This window comes from Marinospirillum alkaliphilum DSM 21637, from assembly GCF_900119735.1.
Taxonomy (GTDB): domain Bacteria; phylum Pseudomonadota; class Gammaproteobacteria; order Pseudomonadales; family Halomonadaceae; genus Marinospirillum; species Marinospirillum alkaliphilum.
Window position 1 is genome coordinate 141,061 of record NZ_FPJW01000006.1, and the last position, 17,735, is coordinate 158,795.

17 protein-coding genes are annotated in these 17,735 nt (G+C 54.4%); 9 read left to right on the forward strand and 8 right to left on the reverse strand.

From position 1 onward, the window contains the following. Positions 1 to 90: 90 nt before the first annotated feature. The 4 genes from nfuA (at position 91) to BT114_RS09520 (ending at position 5,062) form a co-directional block, all read left to right on the forward strand. Positions 91 to 708: a Fe-S biogenesis protein NfuA gene (gene nfuA / locus BT114_RS09505; protein ID WP_072326222.1), complete on the forward strand. Its 618-nt coding sequence runs from the start codon at positions 91 to 93 to the stop codon at positions 706 to 708. A 119-nt stretch (positions 709 to 827) separates the two neighbouring features. Continuing rightward, the gene (locus BT114_RS09510) at positions 828 to 1,817 is read left to right on the forward strand and encodes a TAXI family TRAP transporter solute-binding subunit (protein ID WP_072326223.1); all 990 of its coding nucleotides are present in this window, start codon (positions 828 to 830) and stop codon (positions 1,815 to 1,817) included. Positions 1,818 to 2,025: 208 nt separating this feature from the next. Then, complete coding sequence (locus BT114_RS09515; protein ID WP_084662102.1) at positions 2,026 to 4,632, forward strand: TRAP transporter permease; 2,607 nt, start codon at positions 2,026 to 2,028, stop codon at positions 4,630 to 4,632. Further along, positions 4,625 to 5,062, forward strand: coding sequence for a universal stress protein (locus tag BT114_RS09520; RefSeq protein ID WP_072326224.1), 438 nt, complete (start codon positions 4,625 to 4,627; stop codon positions 5,060 to 5,062). The genes BT114_RS09515 and BT114_RS09520 overlap by 8 nt, the downstream gene beginning before the upstream one ends. Positions 5,063 to 5,094: 32 nt before the next feature. On the opposite strand, the gene BT114_RS09525 is transcribed toward BT114_RS09520, so the two are convergent. After that, positions 5,095 to 6,123 carry a DNA-binding protein gene (locus BT114_RS09525; RefSeq protein ID WP_072326225.1) on the reverse strand — a complete coding sequence of 343 codons (1,029 nt, stop codon included), beginning with the start codon at positions 6,121 to 6,123 and terminating at the stop codon, positions 5,095 to 5,097. 335 nt (positions 6,124 to 6,458) lie between these two features. Between BT114_RS09525 and BT114_RS09530 the strand changes: the two genes are divergently transcribed. The 5 genes from BT114_RS09530 (at position 6,459) to BT114_RS09550 (ending at position 11,487) form a co-directional block, all read left to right on the forward strand. Next, entirely contained in the window at positions 6,459 to 7,691 is a 1,233-nt protein-coding gene (locus BT114_RS09530; RefSeq protein ID WP_218163489.1) for a tyrosine-type recombinase/integrase, read from the forward strand. Positions 7,692 to 7,755: 64 nt separating this feature from the next. Beyond that, positions 7,756 to 9,471 (forward strand): HD domain-containing phosphohydrolase, encoded by a 1,716-nt coding sequence (locus BT114_RS09535; protein WP_072326226.1) that lies wholly within the window; start codon positions 7,756 to 7,758, stop codon positions 9,469 to 9,471. 38 nt (positions 9,472 to 9,509) lie between these two features. Next, entirely contained in the window at positions 9,510 to 9,908 is a 399-nt protein-coding gene (locus BT114_RS09540; protein ID WP_072326227.1) for a hypothetical protein, read from the forward strand. 29 nt (positions 9,909 to 9,937) lie between these two features. Beyond that, positions 9,938 to 10,351 carry a SufE family protein gene (locus BT114_RS09545; RefSeq protein ID WP_072326228.1) on the forward strand — a complete coding sequence of 138 codons (414 nt, stop codon included), beginning with the start codon at positions 9,938 to 9,940 and terminating at the stop codon, positions 10,349 to 10,351. An 11-nt stretch (positions 10,352 to 10,362) separates the two neighbouring features. Further along, complete coding sequence (locus tag BT114_RS09550) at positions 10,363 to 11,487, forward strand: DNA alkylation repair protein (RefSeq protein ID WP_072326229.1); 1,125 nt, start codon at positions 10,363 to 10,365, stop codon at positions 11,485 to 11,487. 18 nt (positions 11,488 to 11,505) lie between these two features. Here BT114_RS09550 and yidD read toward each other — a convergent pair whose 3' ends face one another. From yidD to BT114_RS09585, 7 genes are read right to left on the reverse strand one after another with little or no spacing between them, the layout of a single operon-like run. Further along, complete coding sequence (yidD, locus tag BT114_RS09555; RefSeq protein WP_084662106.1) at positions 11,506 to 11,841, reverse strand: membrane protein insertion efficiency factor YidD; 336 nt, start codon at positions 11,839 to 11,841, stop codon at positions 11,506 to 11,508. Next, positions 11,841 to 12,290 (reverse strand): phosphoribosyl-AMP cyclohydrolase, encoded by a 450-nt coding sequence (gene hisI / locus BT114_RS09560; protein WP_072326230.1) that lies wholly within the window; start codon positions 12,288 to 12,290, stop codon positions 11,841 to 11,843. The genes yidD and hisI overlap by 1 nt, the downstream gene beginning before the upstream one ends. A 19-nt stretch (positions 12,291 to 12,309) precedes the next feature. Continuing rightward, a complete protein-coding gene (locus BT114_RS09565; RefSeq protein ID WP_072326231.1) occupies positions 12,310 to 13,644 on the reverse strand; it encodes a dihydroorotase in 1,335 nt (444 codons plus the stop codon). Between the two features lie 14 nt (positions 13,645 to 13,658). Further along, positions 13,659 to 14,120 (reverse strand): transcriptional repressor, encoded by a 462-nt coding sequence (locus tag BT114_RS09570; protein ID WP_072326232.1) that lies wholly within the window; start codon positions 14,118 to 14,120, stop codon positions 13,659 to 13,661. Positions 14,121 to 14,168: 48 nt separating this feature from the next. Then, positions 14,169 to 15,185 (reverse strand): alpha-L-glutamate ligase-like protein, encoded by a 1,017-nt coding sequence (locus BT114_RS09575; RefSeq protein WP_072326233.1) that lies wholly within the window; start codon positions 15,183 to 15,185, stop codon positions 14,169 to 14,171. Between the two features lie 4 nt (positions 15,186 to 15,189). Beyond that, positions 15,190 to 16,743 (reverse strand): UUP1 family membrane protein, encoded by a 1,554-nt coding sequence (locus tag BT114_RS09580; RefSeq protein ID WP_072326234.1) that lies wholly within the window; start codon positions 16,741 to 16,743, stop codon positions 15,190 to 15,192. Further along, positions 16,740 to 17,627 (reverse strand): ATP-dependent zinc protease family protein, encoded by an 888-nt coding sequence (locus tag BT114_RS09585; protein ID WP_072326235.1) that lies wholly within the window; start codon positions 17,625 to 17,627, stop codon positions 16,740 to 16,742. The genes BT114_RS09580 and BT114_RS09585 overlap by 4 nt, the downstream gene beginning before the upstream one ends. Positions 17,628 to 17,735 lie beyond the last annotated feature (108 nt).

A 17,735-nucleotide genomic window follows, 5' to 3' on the forward strand; every position in this document is an offset into this window, starting at 1 on the left:
TGATCAAAAAGCTAGGGTATTGTCCTTGTTTACTGATTTAGCATAAGATGTTGCCATACCTAAACGTTTTCCTCTGGGGAAGAAAAAGCAATGAGTGAAGCCAGTGAAGCTGAAGTGATCAGCAAACCACTTCAGATTACCGAATCAGCCGAAAACTACCTGGCCGAACTGCTGGCCAAACAGAATGTTGAGGGCATGTCGGTGCGGGTGTTTATCACCCAACCCGGTACGCCTTACGCTGAAACCTGTCTGGCCTACAGCCGTCCCGGTGAAGAAGAAGCCACCGACGAGCTGGTAGAGCTGGAAAAAATTCGTGTGTATCTGGAAAAAAACAGCCTGCCATTCCTGGAAGAAGCCGTAGTGGACTTCAATCCGGACCGCATGGGTGGTCAGCTGACCATCAAGGCACCCAATGCCAAGATGCCCAAAGTCAGCAAAGACAGCCCTCTGGCTGACCAGATCAACTACATCCTGTACAGCGACATCAACCCTGGTCTGGCTGCCCATGGTGGTGAGATCAAACTGATTGAAATCACTGAAGATCAGATTGCCATTCTGCAGTTTGGTGGTGGCTGTCAGGGCTGTTCAGCCGTTGACCTGACACTGAAGGATGGTGTTGAAAAGACCCTGTTGGAACGCCTGCCGCAGCTGAAAGGTATACGTGATGTGACCGACCACAGTGTTAAGGAAAACGCCTTCTACAAGTAACAGCGAATCAAGTTGTTGGCTGCACGAAGGGTACATAAAGGTTTGACAGAAGCGTCACAACTGCTAGATTTAAAAAAGTCTGACCAGACAAACAAGAAACTGCTTGGGAGAATAAAGGCATGTCAATGCTGAAAAAAACACTGGCAACAGCTGTTGTCACCGCAGGACTGAGTCTGACCGCATTTAGCACTGGCGCTCTGGCGAATCCGAACCAGAGCTTCATCACCATCGGCACCGGTGGTGTGACAGGTGTTTATTATCCGACCGGTGGTGCCATCTGCCGTTTGGTTAACCGTGATCGTAGCCAGCATGGCATTCGCTGCTCGGTTGAAAGCACTGGTGGTTCTGCCTACAACGTCAACACCATTCGAGCTGGTGAGCTGGATTTTGGTGTGGTGCAATCCGATGTGCAGTACAACGCCTTTAATGGTGTAGCCCAGTTTGCTGATGCCGGTGCTTACACGGATCTTCGAGCTGTATTTTCGCTGCACCCTGAGGCCTTCACCGTTGTTGCTCGTGCTGATGCCCGTGCCACCGAGTTTGACCAGTTGCGTGGCAAGCGGGTCAACGTGGGCAACCCTGGTTCAGGTCAGCGTGCTACCGTAGAGCAATTGCTGGAAATTCGTGGCCAGAACATGGGCATTTTCTCGCTGGCGGCCGATCTGCGCGCTGCAGAGATGTCCAGCGCCCTGTGTGATAATCGCATTGACGCCATGATTTACGTGGTGGGTCACCCCAGTGGTGCCATTAAAGAAGCCACCAGCAGCTGTGACAGTCGTTTTGTGAATGTGCGTGGCGACTATGTTGATGAGCTGCTGAAAAAGTATCCCTACTACCGTCGTGCGGTGATCCCGGGTGGTGAATACACCGGCAATCCCAACGATACCCATACCTTCGGTGTTGCTGCCACGCTGGTCACCACTGCCAAAACGCCAGATGAGCAGGTTTACCAGCTGGTTCGCGCAGTCTTTGAAAACTTTGACACCTTCACCCGCCTGCACCCCGCATTTGCAGGTTTAACCAAGGAAGACATGGTGGGATCAGGCCTTTCTGCACCCCTCCACCCAGGCGCTGAAAGGTACTATCGTGAGGCAGGTCTGCTGAAATAAGGGCAGCCTGAACCCCGCAGCAAGGTGAAGCATGCCAGCTACTCAATTCTGATTAGCTGGCTTTTTTATTCCAACAAAAAAAGAATGGCCGAAGGGCGATCCTTTTCGGGCGTTCGGCTTGTTTGAGTTACATCAGGCCAGACAAGCAAGGCTGAAAATCTGTCGGTACCAAGCCCGACGACTTCAGTTTTAATAAGGGGAAAGGTGTATGACCGAAAAAAATCCGGGCAAACGCATCAGTATTGATGACTCGGCAAAAGATGACGAGGCAGCAAAACTGGTGCAATCAGAAAGTGGCTCCCGGCTGCCAGCGGGGCTGGGCGGTAAAATTATTTTGATGGTTGCACTTTGCTGGTCGCTGTATCAGCTCTGGTATGCCTCTCCTTTTTCCCTGATCAGTTCATCTTTCGCCCGGCCAACCCACCTGGCTTTTGCAATTTTTCTGGCGTTCCTGGTTTATCCGGCATTCAAGCGATCTCCTCAGCAGCGCATTCCCTGGCATGACTGGCTGTTTGCCATTGCTGGTGCCGCCTCCGCCATGTATCTGGTTTATGCCTATGAAGCCCTGGCAACACGCCCCGGCATTCCGAATACCACCGATCTGGTGTTTGCTGGCATGGGTATGGTGTTGTTGCTGGAAGCCACGCGCAGGGCGTTAGGGCCACCACTGATGATTGTGGCCGCAGTATTTTTAACCTACACCTACTTCGGGCCTTATTTCCCGGAGGTTATCTCACACCGCGGAGCCAGCCTGGAGCGATTGCTGTCGCATCAGTGGCTGACCTCGGAAGGGGTGTTTGGTGTCGCCATCGGTGTTTCGGCCAGTTTTGTTTTCCTGTTTGTGCTGTTTGGTGCTTTGCTGGAGCGGGCGGGCGCGGGTAACTATTTCATCAAAGTGGCCTTTTCACTGCTGGGTCACATGCGTGGTGGTCCTGCCAAGGCCGCTGTAGTGGCATCCGGCATGTCCGGTATCATTTCCGGTTCATCCATCGCCAACGTGGTCACTACGGGTACGTTTACCATTCCGCTGATGAAGCGGGTTGGTTTTCCGGCCAGCAAGGCCGGGGCAGTGGAGGTGGCTTCTTCCACCAACGGGCAACTGACACCCCCGATCATGGGTGCAGCAGCCTTTCTGATGGTGGAATACGTGGGTATTCCTTATCTGGATGTCATCAAACACGCCATTCTGCCCGCACTGATTTCCTACATTGCGCTGATTTACATCGTGCATCTGGAGGCCTGCAAGGCCAATATGCTGGGCCTGCCGCGCCGTTATACACCCACGCTGGCGCAATCACTGACCAGCTTTGTCGGCACCATTCTGGGGCTGTGCATTCTTACCCTGCTGGTTTATTACGGCATTGGCTGGATGAAGCTGGTGTTTGGTGAATGGGCCATGCCGCTGGTGCTGCTGTTGACCACCTTGGCCTATATTGCGCTGGTGGCCTATGGTTGCCGCTTTCCAGAGTTGCATATGGATGACCCCAATGCGCCAGTGGTGGAGCTGCCCGAAGTCGGTCCGACCATCAAGTCCGGGCTGTATTTCCTGTTGCCAGTGGTGGTGCTGGTCTGGTGTCTGGCGGTGGAGCGTTTTTCACCCGGTGTGGCTGCCTTCTGGGCCACCATCTTCATGATTTTTATTGTGGTGACCCAGCGCCCGCTGAAAAGCTTTTTCCGTCAGCAGCATGATTACCTGAACAGTGCCAGGGAAGGTTTTGCCGACCTGTATCACGGCCTGATCAATGGTGCCCGCAACATGATTGGCATTGGTGTGGCGACTGCTGCTGCAGGCATAGTGGTTGGCACCGTGACCCTGACCGGCATCGGGCTGGTGATGACTGATTTTGTGGAGTTCATCTCTGGTGGCAACCTGATGCTGATCCTGATTTTCACAGCCATGATCAGCCTGATTCTGGGAATGGGGCTACCGACCACCGCCAATTACATCGTGGTATCCACCTTGATGGCACCGGTGATTGTTGAGCTGGGCGCCCAGAACGGTCTGCTGGTGCCTTTGATTGCCGTGCATCTGTTTGTGTTCTATTTCGGCATTCTGGCGGATGACACGCCACCGGTGGGTCTGGCCGCTTTTGCCGCGGCTGCGGTCGCCAAGGCGGATCCGATTCGTACCGGTGTACAGGGTTTCACCTACGACATACGCACCGCCATTCTGCCGTTCATGTTTATTTTCAACACCAACCTGTTGTTAATCGACATCAATAACCTGTTCCACTTTTTCACCGTGGTGTTTGGTGCTGTGGTGGCCATGCTGGTGTTTGCTGCAGCGACCCAGCACTGGTGGCTGACCAAAAACCGTTTATGGGAAACCCTGGCGCTGCTGCTGATTGCCTTTACGCTGTTCCGGCCCGGCTACTGGTGGGACATGATTTATCCGCCCTACGAACATCTACCGGCAGCCCAGTTGGTTGAAGCGGCAGAACAGACACCCAGGGGTGAATCCCTGCGTATCTGGGTTGAAGGTGAAAGCCTGGATGGGCGGGATGTCAGCAAGCTGGTGATGTTGCCACTCAAAACGGCGGGTGATGGCCTGTCGCGCCTGGAGGATGCCGGTTTGATGCTGCTCATCGAGGGTGATGAGGTGGAGGTGGATATGGTGGCCTTTGGCTCCCCGGCTGAAGCCCTGGGTATCGATTTTGGTTGGCGCATCAGTGGAGCAGAACTGGCGCTGGATCGGCCAGCCAAGGAGTGGATGATGATTCCACCCTTATTCCTGCTGGCATTGATTGCCTGGTTACAAAGGCGTCGGCTGGCTGCGGCCAGAGCAGCTGATGCAAGTGAGGTGAAGCATGTTTAAGCACATTCTGCTGCCAGTTGACATATCTGACGGCAAGCAGTCAGAAAAAGCCATACGTGCTGCGGTGGAGCTGGCTCAGATGCATCAGGCCCAGCTTCATGTGCTGACGGTATTGCCGGGGTTTGGTTCACCCATTGTTGCCAGCTACTTCCCGAAACAGGACCTGAAAAAACTGCTGGAAAGCATTTATCAGAAACTGCAGGAACTGGTGGAGCCCTTCATTCCCGATGCACTTGAGGTGAAACTGCGTGCGGTGGAAGGTACGCCACACAAGGAGATCCTGAAGGAAGCCAAGCGCATCAAGGCTGATCTGATCGTGATTCCCAGTCACGACCCCAAGGCCGTGGAGCGCTTCTTTCTGGGCTCTGTGGCGGCCCGAGTGGTGGAACGGGCACACGTTTCAGTGATGGTGATTCGCCCGGATCGTTGACTGATGTAGCCGCTGGACCACAATAAAAAGGATTACAATAAAATCAAAGGGGCAGGGCGCTGTTGCTGATCTTTCTGTCGAATGGCGTCCTGCAACGCTTCCAGTTGCTGTTGTTTCTGTTCAATCTCCAGGCGCAGTTGAGCTTCGGTTGTCTGCGCCTGTTCTCTGAGCTGCTGCTGTTGTTGCTCCATGCGCTCCAGCTGCCGTTGCTGTTCCTGTTGCCGTACCTGATGCCCCTGTAATTCCAGTTGCAACTGTTGCATGGATTTGTGTGTAGCATCCAGCTCTGACTGCAGGCGTTGTTTTTCCTGCTGTTGCTGCTGTTGTGCCTGCTCCAGATGCTCACGGCTGGTACGTGCTTCCTGCCGGGCCAGATCCACCTCTCTGATCCAGCGCAGTTGATTCTCTTCATTACGCTGTTGTTCGTGCTCCATCGCCTGACGGTGATGCTGTTCCTGAGCCAGCAATTGATCAGCCAGCTTTTGTTGTTGCTGTTTCGCCTGAAGTTGTTGTTCAACCAGTTGGCTTTCCGCTGCCTGTAGCCTGGTTTCAAGCTGCAGGAGTTGTTCAGCAGTTCTGGTTTCCAGTGTTTGCAGCTGTGATTCACGCTGTTCCAGCAGTGCCTTATGGCGGCTGACTTCGGCCGTCTGGCGTTTGATTTCCTGCATCAGCTCCATATTTTGCCGATCCAGTAACAGTCGAGCCTCCTCATGGCGTTGCACCAACTCCATCGCGGCATGTTTTTCCGTCAGCGCCTGATGGATTTCATGATCAACCTGCTCGCGATGCTGCTGTAAGCGTTGATCGGCCTCCGTACAGGCAGCTTGCCAGAGTTCCTGCACCAGTTGTTGCAAGACTGGTGGAATGCTGGCTGCTTCCTGTTGCATGGGGCTGGCGTTGCGCTGTTCATCCCGCCACTGGCGCAGGTGTTCACTGAGGGTGGTGAAACTGCCGGTTCCCAGCATTTCCCGAATGCGTTGCACCGTTGGATTCTCGCCCTGGCGCAGTAGCGTCTGAATGACCTGAACCACTTCCTGATATTGAACACCGTTTCTGGCCATGGGGCAGTCCTCTTTACGGATTCGGCTGCGTTTTGCTTGTGTGTTAGGCGTAATGCTTGAGTGATCGTTTTGCTGCCTTTTTGCTGATTTTTGCCGCCATGAATACTCTGGGGCAGGTCAGCGTGTTTTTGAGGATAATATTACGTATTACGTTAAATGTAAAATATGATACGAAATAGAGCGTATATTCATGATAACCATAATTATCATGAATACTGGAAAAGGCCTCAGATTACAGATAAGATCAAAATCAGGCTGACCGCTTTCAGGTACAGACAGGTATAGAATCTCCATCAGCCAGCGCAACTCTCCCAGCCTAACCAGGACTCAGCACTGTGAAACAGCCATCACCCATATCAGTAAGCCGCAGGGATCGTCGCACTCTTGCCCAGGGTGGCTTTGCGCTGGCAATGGCCCCGCTGGAGCGTATTGGTGAGCTGCCGGATGAGCTGAGTGGCCGTTTTGGGGAAAACCGTCCTCCTGCCACCCAGATCTGCCAGATAGATGCTGCCAACGACCTGGAAGCCGTACAGTCCTGGTTATTGGAATACCAGTTGCAACCTCAGACCTTTCGGACTTATCGCAAGGAAGCAGAGCGTTTGCTGCTGTGGTGCTGGCTGGAACAAGGCAAGGCTTTTTCCAGTCTGAATCGTCAGGATCTGGCCGCCTATCAGGCTTTTCTGGCCGACCCGCAACCGGCCGTACGCTGGTGTGGGCATGGTCGGGCGCCGCGCCACAGTGCAGAATGGCGGCCTTTTCAGGGTAGATTGAGCCAAGCCAGTCAGCAGCATGCACTGCGCATTCTCAAGGGGTTGTTTCAATACCTGCATGCCGCCGGTTACCTGGCAGGTAACCCACTGGCACTGGTGCGTCAGAAAGATAACCGGCAGGATGGACGACGAGTCCGCGAAAGGCATCTGGATCAGGAAACCTGGGATGCGTTGGTGGACTATCTGCAACATCAACAGGCCGATGACCCCAAACGACTGAAACAACTGGAGCGCTGGCGGTTGCTGCTGGCCTTTTTATACCTGCTGGCCCCCCGGGTCCACGAAGTGGCGCAGGCGCGCATGAATGATTTTTTTCAGCGGCGTGGCCACTGGTGGTGGGCGGTGGAAGGCAAGGGCAAAAAATATGCGGAAATTCCCGTCAGTGAAGCCCTGATTGCTGCTTTAAAACGCTACCGCAGCTTTCTGCAGCTTGAGCCCCTGCCCGACCCTGAGGATTTCAGCCCGCTGATCAGGGATTTGTCCGGACAGCGTGGCATCTCGGCCAACATGATCTATCGCACCATGAAAGACCTGACGGATGAGGCCAGTCGTGCCTTTGCAACCAGCAACCCCGAGATTGCCCGGCGACTGGAAAAAACCAGTACCCACTGGTTTCGTCATACCTCCATCACCCATCAGGCAGATGCCGGTGTCGAACTGCGTTTTCTGGCTCGTAATGCCCGCCATGCCAGCCTCAGCACCACGCGCATTTATCTGCACGAAGAAGATCAGGCGTGGCAGGAACAGAACAGCAAGCAAGACTGGCAGGCTCCCTGGGCGGATCAGGCGGAAGAATGAATTTTGCATTAAACTGCTCAGCAGAAGCCTTATAAAAAGAAACCTGGCCAGCCGAGGGAATCAAATGGATCACGACAAACTCAGTGGCACCCACCTGCGTCGTGTGCTGGAAGCAGCCAGCCATCAGAGTGGTTTAAAGCTGCAACCCTTGATGCAGGATGACCGCAGTGTTGCCGATGAACCCTGGCCCATCACTCACCTGCAACTGGATCGAGAGCAGAACTGCCTGCATGTGCAGTTACGGGGTGACGAACAACAGATGAGCTTTCTGGCTCGCTGGCATCAGTTTCGTCTGTTTTTAAAGCATCGCAACCTGCTGTACGAAAGTGACCCACTGGAGGTCATCCGCACCGAACCCGGCAGTGAGCAGATCAATCTGCTGTTGGCGATGCCAAAAGTGCTGAGCAAGGTTTTTCACCGTGAGTTTTTTCGTGTTTATCTGGAAAATCGGGTGCATATTGCTGCCCGCATCAAGGCAGATGATTTAACCTTGCGGGGTCATCTGGAAGACTTGTCTGCCGGCGGTTGCCGTATCGCTCTGAATCCTCAGTTGGCCTTGAAACTTTTGCAGCCAGCTAAAGCCCCTTTGCAAGTGACGCTTGAATTCCCCAGTGGTGAGAAGGTTCTACGCCAGATTGAAATGTCCTATCTGCAGCCACAAGAGGCCTTTCAACATGCACTGCTGGGTTGTCACTTTGTGCATGCGGACCAGGATGAGCAGAAACGCATGTTCCACTATACGCTGGAAACTGAACGTGAAGTGGCACGCTTAAGCAACGTCGGTCGGATGTCTCGTTATCCATCCAACCTGTTTCAGCGTCCGGAAACGAGTGACCGCAAAGGCCCACGCAAAACCGCTCAGGGGGCTCGCAAAAGTCTGTACCCTGCGATTGATGAAGGTTATGAGCTGCGTGTCCGATCCATGGCTGATCGTCTGGCCTTACAGGTATTGTTGTTGGTGATGAACGGCAAGCTGGATGCTGCGCGCTTACGCGAGTTGGCGCTGGAGTTGATTGATGAGCTGGAAAATCGTCCGGCTAAAATGCTGCTGGCCCTGCAAGCCTGTCATGGCGGCATTAACCCGATTCTTTTACATAGCCTGCGTGTGGCTTGCCTGATGTTCCCGCTGGTTCCCCGAATTGGTATTTCCCGTGGCATGGAGTTGCCGGTGATGGTTTGTCTGCTGTTGCATGATCTGGGCAAACTTTTCATCAGTAACCAGCCTTGTTTTAACCCGCTTAAACAATCAACAGAAGCCTTGAGGCTGTTAAAGCAGAATCAGATTCAGCTATTCCGGGCTGCTTCGGCGCTGAAATGGATTCCTCCCCGAATTGGTGAGTCACTGATGGTTAATGCCAGTGAGCGCCTGGATGGTTCAGGTTATCCGCGGGGTTTAAAAGCCGACCGCCTGGATGCTTTGGCTCGCTTGATGAGCCTGGTGAAGGTGCTGGATTGCCTGGTTCAGGGTTACAACGATCCGCCCATGAGCTGGCGAGAGGCCTTTAAATGGATTTATCGCCACACAGAATGGTTCGATCTGGAACAGCTCAAGGTGTTTATCCGTTATTTTGGCCTGCGCCCCGTTGGCTGCCAACTGGTGTACAGCTCTGGTTTATTGGTTCAGGTCACTGCGGTGGACCACCATGGTGAAATTGAAGAGGTGATGCTGTTGAAACACCTGGAGATCCCAGGCCGTGAGGTGGCAGGAGAGCGGATACGGGGTGCTGCTGCACTGGAGCGGTTGGGCAAGATCCGTGGAGAGCAGGCGATTATCTGTTAAACTCGACTGTGAAACGGTAATACACAGCCGGAGATGGCATGCTCGGAAAAATCTTACTGACGGCACTGGTGTGTGGCCTTGTTTATCTGGTTTGGCGCCACCAGAAAAGTCAACTGCTGGAACAAGGTAAACCCGCCTCAGGCACAGCAACCCAAAACCCCCGGATCAGTCGCTCACCTCGCCCCCCCATCAAACGCCTGACAATGGGTGTCTTGTTGGTCATGTCACTGGGCAGTGGTGTCTGGATGCTGCTCGATTGGCGTGAGCGTCATACGCTGCTGGAGGTTCGGGTGATCAATCCGATGACCGGTAGTGAAACGGCTTATCAGGTGCTGAAAAAAGACCTGCAGGAAAATGCTTTTGTCACCCGTGACGGTCAACGCATACGCATTGCATCCAGCGAGCGACTGGAGGTTCAGCGTGCCCCCCGGAATTAAATCCTGTTAAACAAGCCGGAGAAAATGGCGTGTCAGCACAAGAAGCCCAACAAAACCTGCTGGAAGAGTTTGAATTTTTTGATAACTGGATGGATCGTTATCAGTACATCATTGATCTGGGGAAAGCCCTGCCTGCTTATCCTGATGAGTGGAAAACCGCTGAATACAAAATTGAAGGTTGCCAATCCCAGGTGTGGATTCGCCCTGAGGTGAAAGATCAGGGGGTGATTCACTTTGACGCCATCAGTGATGCCGCCATTGTTTCCGGTCTGATTGCCTTGCTGCTGCGTATTTACAGTAATCGCACTGCTGAGGAAATTCTGGCCACTCCACCGGAATTTCTGAAGGCGCTGGGACTGGACAAACACCTGAGCCCAACCCGCAGCAATGGCCTGCATGCCATGCTGGAGCGGATTTTTGCCGTTGCACAAGCGGCGCAATAGGAACACCCCTGATGGCTGAACCGCTGATCAACCGTTATGGTGCTGAAATCCCTCGCCAGATTGCTGCTCAGTTGTCTGGTGTGGACTCGCAGTTTGACTGTGAGGGTTTTATTGAAGCTGCGTTGGAAGGTTATGACCAGCTGGCCTTGATGGATCGTGGCCGCCATCTGGCGAAAGTGCTGCATCGTTTTCTGCCATCCGATCAGGAACAGGCCATTCAGTGGCTGGTGGCTTCCATGGGGCCGCGTCTGGAAAGGGATCAGGGTAACAGCATGGCGCCCTTTTTATACCTGCCACACAGTTTTTATCTGGCTCATTACGGGCTGGATCATTTTGAAGCTTCCATGCAGGCCCAATACCAGCTGACTCAGCGTTTCACTGCTGAGTTCAGCATTCGTCCCTTCCTGGAGCGTTATCCCGAAGCAACCCTGGAACGCTTACACCAGTGGGCTGAAGATAACGACCATCACGTTCGGCGACTGGTCTCTGAAGGCACTCGCCCTCGTCTGCCCTGGGCCCCACGCCTGAAATCCTTTCAGAAAGACCCTCAGCCGGTGCTGGCTTTGCTGGAAAAACTGAAAGATGACCCTGAGCTATATGTGCGTCGTTCAGTGGCCAACAACCTCAATGATATCGGCAAGGACCACCCGGATGTGTTGCTGGACTGTGTGGCGCGCTGGTCTGCAAGGGCTTCCGAAGCGCGTCGCTGGATCATTCGTCATGCCTTGCGCTCACTGGTGAAGCAGGGGCATCCACAAGCCCTGGCATTATTGGGTTACGGCGAAGCACCAAGCATTAAAGTAGAAGCGGCACGTCTGACACCGGAGCAGGTTCAGATGGGTGACAAGGTGCCTCCCCCGTGTGTCAACCTGAGTCTGGTGCTGCACAATCCAACCCCGCAGGCTCAGGAACTGCTGGTCGATTTCTGTGTGCACTATGTCAAGGCCAATGGCAGCACTGCACCCAAGGTATTCAAGTTGAAAACCCTGACACTGGATGCTGGAGCCAGCCTGCCACTGAGCAAACGCATTTCACTGGCGGAAATGACCACCCGACGCCATTACCCGGGCACACACCGGGTGGAATTACTGATCAATGGACAGACTTACCCGCTGGGTGCTTTTGAGCTGCTGTGAACAGCACGGAGCACTGATTCAATGTTTGCAGTCGGTCGAGCTGCAGGATGGCGATGACGGCGACTGGTGTTTTCCCGGTGGCACCAGATCCACACCACCCGGATGCAGCGGATGGCATTTACCGACTCGTTTAACCGTCAGCCACAGTCCCTTGATGGGCCCGTGGACCTTCAGGGCTTCAATGGCATAACTGGAGCAGGTGGGATAAAAGCGGCAACTGGGTGGTTTAAGGGGGCTGATGAACAGCTGATAAAAACGCACCAGACCGATCAGCAGCCGCTTCAGCAAGCCACTGACCAACCTGATCGGCAGCATCAGCCAGTCACGCAGGGTGGAGGGGCGTTGCAGCCACATCAGGACTGACCATAGAGGCTGGCGGGATCTACATCCGGTGCATTCAGCACCTCCAGCCGTTCGCCATTCAGATCAAAATAGAAGCAGCTGCGCCGTCCGGTATGGCAAGCCGGGCCTTGTTGATCCACCAGCAGCAACAAGGCATCCCCGTCACAATCCACACGAATGCCCTTTAACCACTGCACCTGACCGGAACTTTCTCCCTTGCGCCATAAACGGTTGCGGGAACGTGACCAGTAACAGGCCCGGCCTTCCTGCAGCGTCACCAGCAGTGATTCACGGTTCATCCAGGCCAGCATCAACACTTCCCCTGTGTCGACTTGCTGGGCCACTGCAGTGATCAGGCCCTGCTCATTAAAGGCCAGTTGATCCAGCACTTCTTCAAGGCTGCGCTGGGTGCCGGGTGTTGCCTGCTCCAGATCGAGCCAGAATTGATTATTGGAAGCCACAATTCATCTCTTGTTGGTTTCAGCGGTTAAACGTCAGGCGCTGACCATGAATGCCCTGCCCTAACTGGCCTTCATGCCAGGCAATACCACCATTCACCAGGGTAGTGACAATACGGCTCTTGAAGGTATGGCCTTCAAAGGGTGACCAGCCGCATTTGTAGAGCAGGGATTCACGGGTCACGGTGGTTTCAGCCTGCAGATCAACCAGTACCAGGTCGGCAAAATAACCTTCACGCAGGTAACCGCGATCCTTCACTTCAAAAGCCTCCGCCGGATTGTGGCAGACCTTTTCAACAATGGTTTCCAGCGACAGGCGGCCGGCATGGTAATGATCCAGCAGGCTGGGCAGCGCATGCTGCACCAGAGGTAAACCGGCTGGAGCCTTGAAATAGGTGCCCTGTTTTTCTTCCCATGTATGGGGGGCATGGTCAGTGGCAACGATGTCGATGCGCCCGTCTTTTACGGCTTGCAGAATGGCATCACGGTCTTCGGCACGTTTGACTGCCGGGTTGCACTTGATCTGAGCACCCAGGCGTGGATAGTCCTCCTGGCTGAACCACAGGTGATGCACACAAGCCTCACCGGTGATGCGCTTGCCTTTCATCGGGCCAGGCTGAAAATGCGCCAACTCACGGGCGGTGGTGATGTGCAGGATGTGCAGGCGGGCATCGTGTTTTTTTGCCAGTTCAACAGCAAAGGAAGACGATTTCCAGCAGGCTTCTTCAGAACGAATCAGTGGATGCTCGGCGAAGGGTACTTCTTCCCCGTATTTTTCCCGGGCCGCCTGCTCGTTACGTTGAATGGTCGGGCTGTCTTCACAGTGAGTGACAATAATGATCGGAGCATGCTCAAAAATGCTGTCCAGCACCTGCGGGTCATCCACCAGCATGTTGCCGGTGGATGCGCCCATGAACACCTTGATGCCGCAAGCGGCCTGAGGATCCAGCGTCTTGATGTCTTCCAGGTTGTCGTTGCTGGCACCCAGATAAAAAGCAAAGTTGGCACGCGAACGACCAGTGGCGCGCTGGTATTTGTCTTCCAGTGCCTGGGCATTGATGGTCAGCGGGTTAACGTTGGGCATTTCCATGTAGGTGGTGATGCCACCCGCCACTGCCGCAGCCGACTCAGTGGCAATATCACCCTTGTGGGTCAGGCCCGGCTCCCGGAAATGCACCTGATCATCAATCATGCCCGGCAGCAGATGCAGGCCGCGCACATCCATGACCTGGGTGGCCGGTGCAGAAGACAGGTCGCTGGCAATGGTTGCAATGCGTTGATCGCGGATACCCACATCCGCCTGGAATACCCGGCCCTCATTGACCAGTGTGGCATTTAAAAGCAGCAGATCGTACATGGTTTAACTCCGGATCAGTGGGAAGTAGGGTGCTGGGTTACATGGCATTGCTGACACAGACCATGCACCTCAATGGTTTTTTTCTCGACATAAAATCCCTGGCGTGCAGCGGCTGCATCCAGTTGATGGTCCAGTGACTCCTCGTGCAGCTCCTGTACCTTGCCGCAATCTTTACAGATTAGCAGCTGATAAGCCTGAGCATGTTCCGGGCAGGCACAACTGACATAAGCATTTAAGGATTCAATACGATGAATCAGACCATTGCTGAGTAAAAAGTCGATGGCACGATAGATGGTGGGCGGGCGCGCCGAAGGGTTTTCTGCCGTGAGCGCATCCAGCAGGTCATAAGCCTTGGCGCCGCCTGGGCTGTGTACAATCAGCTCAAGTACCCGGCGGCGCGTTGGTGTCAGCCGTAACCCCTTGCGCAGGCATAGGGTATCGGCTTCGGCCATGAGTTTTTCGTGTTCAAGGCTCATCAGGGCATGCTTTCAAATGATGGATTATGCCTCTTATTCTACGTGGACTCAGTCACCAGAACAAACCTCTGGCACCGAGGATGCCGTTACTGTGCCGGAAAACAATCGGCGTGCCACTTCAACACGCAGCTGAAAAGGCTCCTCCGGTCCACGCACACCCTCGCAGTGCCGATTGATCTTGAGCAGTCGCGGTTTCAGGCCGGTGCCATTGGCCATCTGAATGGCCAGGCCAGGACGGGCATTCAACTCCAGCAACAGTGGACCATGTTCAGCATCTACCACCAGATCAGCGCCCAGATAGCCTAAGCGCGTCATGTCATAGCAGCGAGATGCCAATTCCAACAGGTATTGCCAGTTGCTGATGCGCAGTTGTGACAGGGGTTTGCCGGTGTCTGGGTGTAAATGCACCGGACGATCGTGTTGAACAGCCTGCAAGGCACAACCACTGCCCAGATCAATACCCACCCCTAACGCCCCCTGATGCAGATTGGCCTTGCCATCCGAGGCGTGAGTGGAAAGGCGCATCATGGCCATCACCGGATAACCGCGATAAACAATCACCCGGATATCCGGCACGCCTTCAAAGGTAAAGTCTTCAAAGGCCTGGTGGCTGCGAATCAGTGTTTCAATAATGGCCACATCCGGGTGGCCGCCGAGGCTGTAAAGACCGGAAATCAGGTTCGACAGATGGTGTTCAATTTGTTGCCGGGAGACCCATTCACCAGAGGCTTTTAAATAGCGATCTCCGCTGCGATGCTGGATCACCAGGATGCCCTTGCCACCACTCCCCTTGGCCGGTTTGATGGCAAAACCACCCTGCTGCGGCAAAAAGCGTTCAAAGTGGGCAATTTCTGCCTGCTGACGTATCACACCCAGAAGTGCCGGCGTGGCCAACTGGTAGTCCTGAGCCAGCAATTTGGTCTGCAGCTTGTCATCCACCAACGGAAAGCGTGAACGAGGATTCAGGGCGCTGATACAAGCCCTGTTGCGCTCATTCAGCCCCAACACCCCCGCTGCCTTCAGTTCAGCCGGTGTGGCAAAGTTACGTCTCAGCCAGCCAAGCATCCGGCTACTCCTTACCCGGCTGGGAAACAGTGCCTGACCGGGAAGCTGTTTGCACCAGTGGGCTGAAACGCCAGAGCTCCAGCAGGCGATAACCGGTGTAACTGCCAAACAACAGGATCAACGCCAGCACAACCAGCTGCAGGCCAGGAAAGTTGAACATCCAGTAGCGTATCAATGCCAGATCCATCACCACAAAGGCGGCAGTTGCAGTAATCAGGCTGCCCATCCCCTGCATCATGACTTCTTTCGGGCCTTCTTCTTCCCACAGAATCGACATGCGCTCAATGGTCCAGGCCAGAATGATCATCGGGAACAGGGTGACCTGCATGCCGGTGGTAATACCGGCATGGAAGGACACCACCGCCATCAGGGCGATCAGACCGATGACACAGACAATCACCGCCGCAACACGAGCAACCAGCAGCAAGTTCAGGTGTGCCAGTAACTGGCGTAATACCAGCCCGGTGCCGACCAGCAGTAAAAAAGTGATCAGGCCAGGCAACAGGGACATTTCCAGAAAGGCCAGGGCTATCAGCACTGGCATGAAGGTACCGGAGGTTTTTAAACCAACCAGTACCCTGAGAATGACCACCACCAGTGCTCCCAGTGGCAACAGCAACAGGGTCTTGAAAATGGCCTGTTCGGAGATCGGCAGACTGTGAATCGACAGGTTCAGCAATGCATCACGCATCACCATGGCATGAATGCTGCCACTGGCCGGTTCACGAGTGGACAGCATTGAAAAGGTTACCCGGGATTCCCTCGCTCCTTCCACTTCCAGTATCGGGCCTGCAGCCAGTTGCCACAGCAGGTAGTCATTTCGGGTATCCAGGCTGCTGGAGTCTGCCGCAAGCGGATCAAAAATCTGCCAACGCTGGCCATTAAAAACCTGTACCAGTGGTTGCAGGGTCTGGCGACGGCGAGCGTCTTCCAGTTTCAGGCCATACAACACCCGAGCCGGTACACGGGCTTCATTCAGCAGGCGCACCATGGCTTCTGCCGCTGTCATTTCATTCAGCAACAACCCGGCATTCTGGTTGGTGCTGTCACTCAGTCGCTGGCTGATGGCCCGTGCCAGGCTGAAAGCATCTGCCGATTCCTGCCATGAACGGCGCAGAATCTGCGCAGCAGCGGTTTCCAGTGAGGGAGACCAGGTGACTTGCAGCAAGGTGGGTGGGTGGTCAACGGCTGGGATATGGCGGTCAGGGTCGACCCGAAACTGGGTGCGGTAGTACAGCCACTGCGTGCCCTGAGCGCTGCGAATGGTCCATTCCACCCGGCGCTGGTCGCCTTCCATGAAGCTGATGCCAAATCCGGGGGATGCGGTGTGCTCGGATTGCAGTAAAAAACCAGGTTGGCTCTGAGGCAAGGCCAGTACGACCCGAACCGGATCACCCTGCGCTTCCATTTCAACACGTGCTTCGATATCCCAGAAGGTTTGCTGGCTGCCAGGCAGCAGCGGCACTTGATGCACCAGATGTCGCCAGCCGGTATGGAGACTGCCAAGAATCACCAGAGTGATTGCAGTCCAGAAGAGGGTTGAACGACGCAGGTTCATGGTGTTTCAACCTCACCTGACGCCGACGTTTCAGCTTCACCGGGTTGTTGCAGCTCAGGTTTACCCTGCACATAAGTACGTGCCACATCAATCACCGCAATATCCATCATGAATCGGCGGCCCAGCAACACCGGGTAGGTCATGTCACCACGATCACTGAGCGTGAACTCAACTTCCTGAACCAACGGGCCCAGTTGCATCGGTAGACTGATGACCGGGCGAGATTCAGAACCGCTGGCCTGCAGAATTCTGACATTGCGAACCAACGGGGCTTCAATTTCAGCCTTTTGCGGTTCTCTATTGCTGTTTTCAGGTTGATAGTGGGTTTCAAAACGGACCCAACTGCGGCCATCGCGCTCAAACTCACGCAGGTTCACCGCATGCAAGGAGGATGTGTTGGCACCTGAATCCACCCTTGCCGGAAGTACCAGCTGCTGAGCGGGTAATGCAACCCACTCATAACGCCCCAGCAGCAGTTTGCCATCATCCTGTACCACTTCAGTCACGCGACTATTGCTGAAACCGGGTTCCGGGCGCCCTCTGCCGGGTAATTCACGACCCAACTCTTCAATCTGGAAGGTGTGCTGGCGTTGAAAGCGCTGGTTCTCTTCTCGCAGGTTATCAAGCTGTATCTGAACGGCTTGCAGTTGTTGCTGCAGCTCCGTCAGTCCAGCCACCTGACTGCCCTGAAACGCATTGAGCTGGCTACCTAATTGCTGACGGGTCAGTTGATGCTGCTGCTCCTGGCGCTGTTCAAGCAAGGAGTGATGAGTTGATGGTTGTCCTAACTGCTGGCATCCACTTAAAAACAACAGCAAAAAGCCTGAAATGGATAACCGCAAGAGTTTCGGTTGGCTGTGCCTGTTCTGAAGGTACTGAAACATGCCTGTGCCTTGTTTGAGTTTTTATGATCAGGCCGCATGATAAGTCATCAGTGCTCTCAACTGGCATGTCTTTTCACTGCGACAGGCAAAAAACCACTGATTGCCATC

Bases quoted from the DNA above. Each gene is read 5' to 3' on its own strand.
- nfuA (WP_072326222.1), top strand. From the start codon at position 91: ATGAGTGAAGCCAGTGAAGCTGAAGTGATCAGCAAACCACTTCAGATT.
- BT114_RS09550 (WP_072326229.1), top strand. From the start codon at position 10,363: ATGGCTGAACCGCTGATCAACCGTTATGGTGCTGAAATCCCTCGCCAG.
- BT114_RS09570 (WP_072326232.1), bottom strand. From the start codon at position 14,120: ATGAGCCTTGAACACGAAAAACTCATGGCCGAAGCCGATACCCTATGC.
- yidD (WP_084662106.1), bottom strand. From the start codon at position 11,841: ATGTGGCTGCAACGCCCCTCCACCCTGCGTGACTGGCTGATGCTGCCG.
- BT114_RS09585 (WP_072326235.1), bottom strand. From the start codon at position 17,627: ATGTTTCAGTACCTTCAGAACAGGCACAGCCAACCGAAACTCTTGCGG.
- BT114_RS09580 (WP_072326234.1), bottom strand. From the start codon at position 16,743: ATGAACCTGCGTCGTTCAACCCTCTTCTGGACTGCAATCACTCTGGTG.
- BT114_RS09510 (WP_072326223.1), top strand. From the start codon at position 828: ATGTCAATGCTGAAAAAAACACTGGCAACAGCTGTTGTCACCGCAGGA.
- BT114_RS09575 (WP_072326233.1), bottom strand. From the start codon at position 15,185: ATGCTTGGCTGGCTGAGACGTAACTTTGCCACACCGGCTGAACTGAAG.
- BT114_RS09565 (WP_072326231.1), bottom strand. From the start codon at position 13,644: ATGTACGATCTGCTGCTTTTAAATGCCACACTGGTCAATGAGGGCCGG.
- BT114_RS09540 (WP_072326227.1), top strand. From the start codon at position 9,510: ATGCTCGGAAAAATCTTACTGACGGCACTGGTGTGTGGCCTTGTTTAT.
- BT114_RS09520 (WP_072326224.1), top strand. From the start codon at position 4,625: ATGTTTAAGCACATTCTGCTGCCAGTTGACATATCTGACGGCAAGCAG.
- BT114_RS09525 (WP_072326225.1), bottom strand. From the start codon at position 6,123: ATGGCCAGAAACGGTGTTCAATATCAGGAAGTGGTTCAGGTCATTCAG.
- BT114_RS09515 (WP_084662102.1), top strand. From the start codon at position 2,026: ATGACCGAAAAAAATCCGGGCAAACGCATCAGTATTGATGACTCGGCA.
- BT114_RS09535 (WP_072326226.1), top strand. From the start codon at position 7,756: ATGGATCACGACAAACTCAGTGGCACCCACCTGCGTCGTGTGCTGGAA.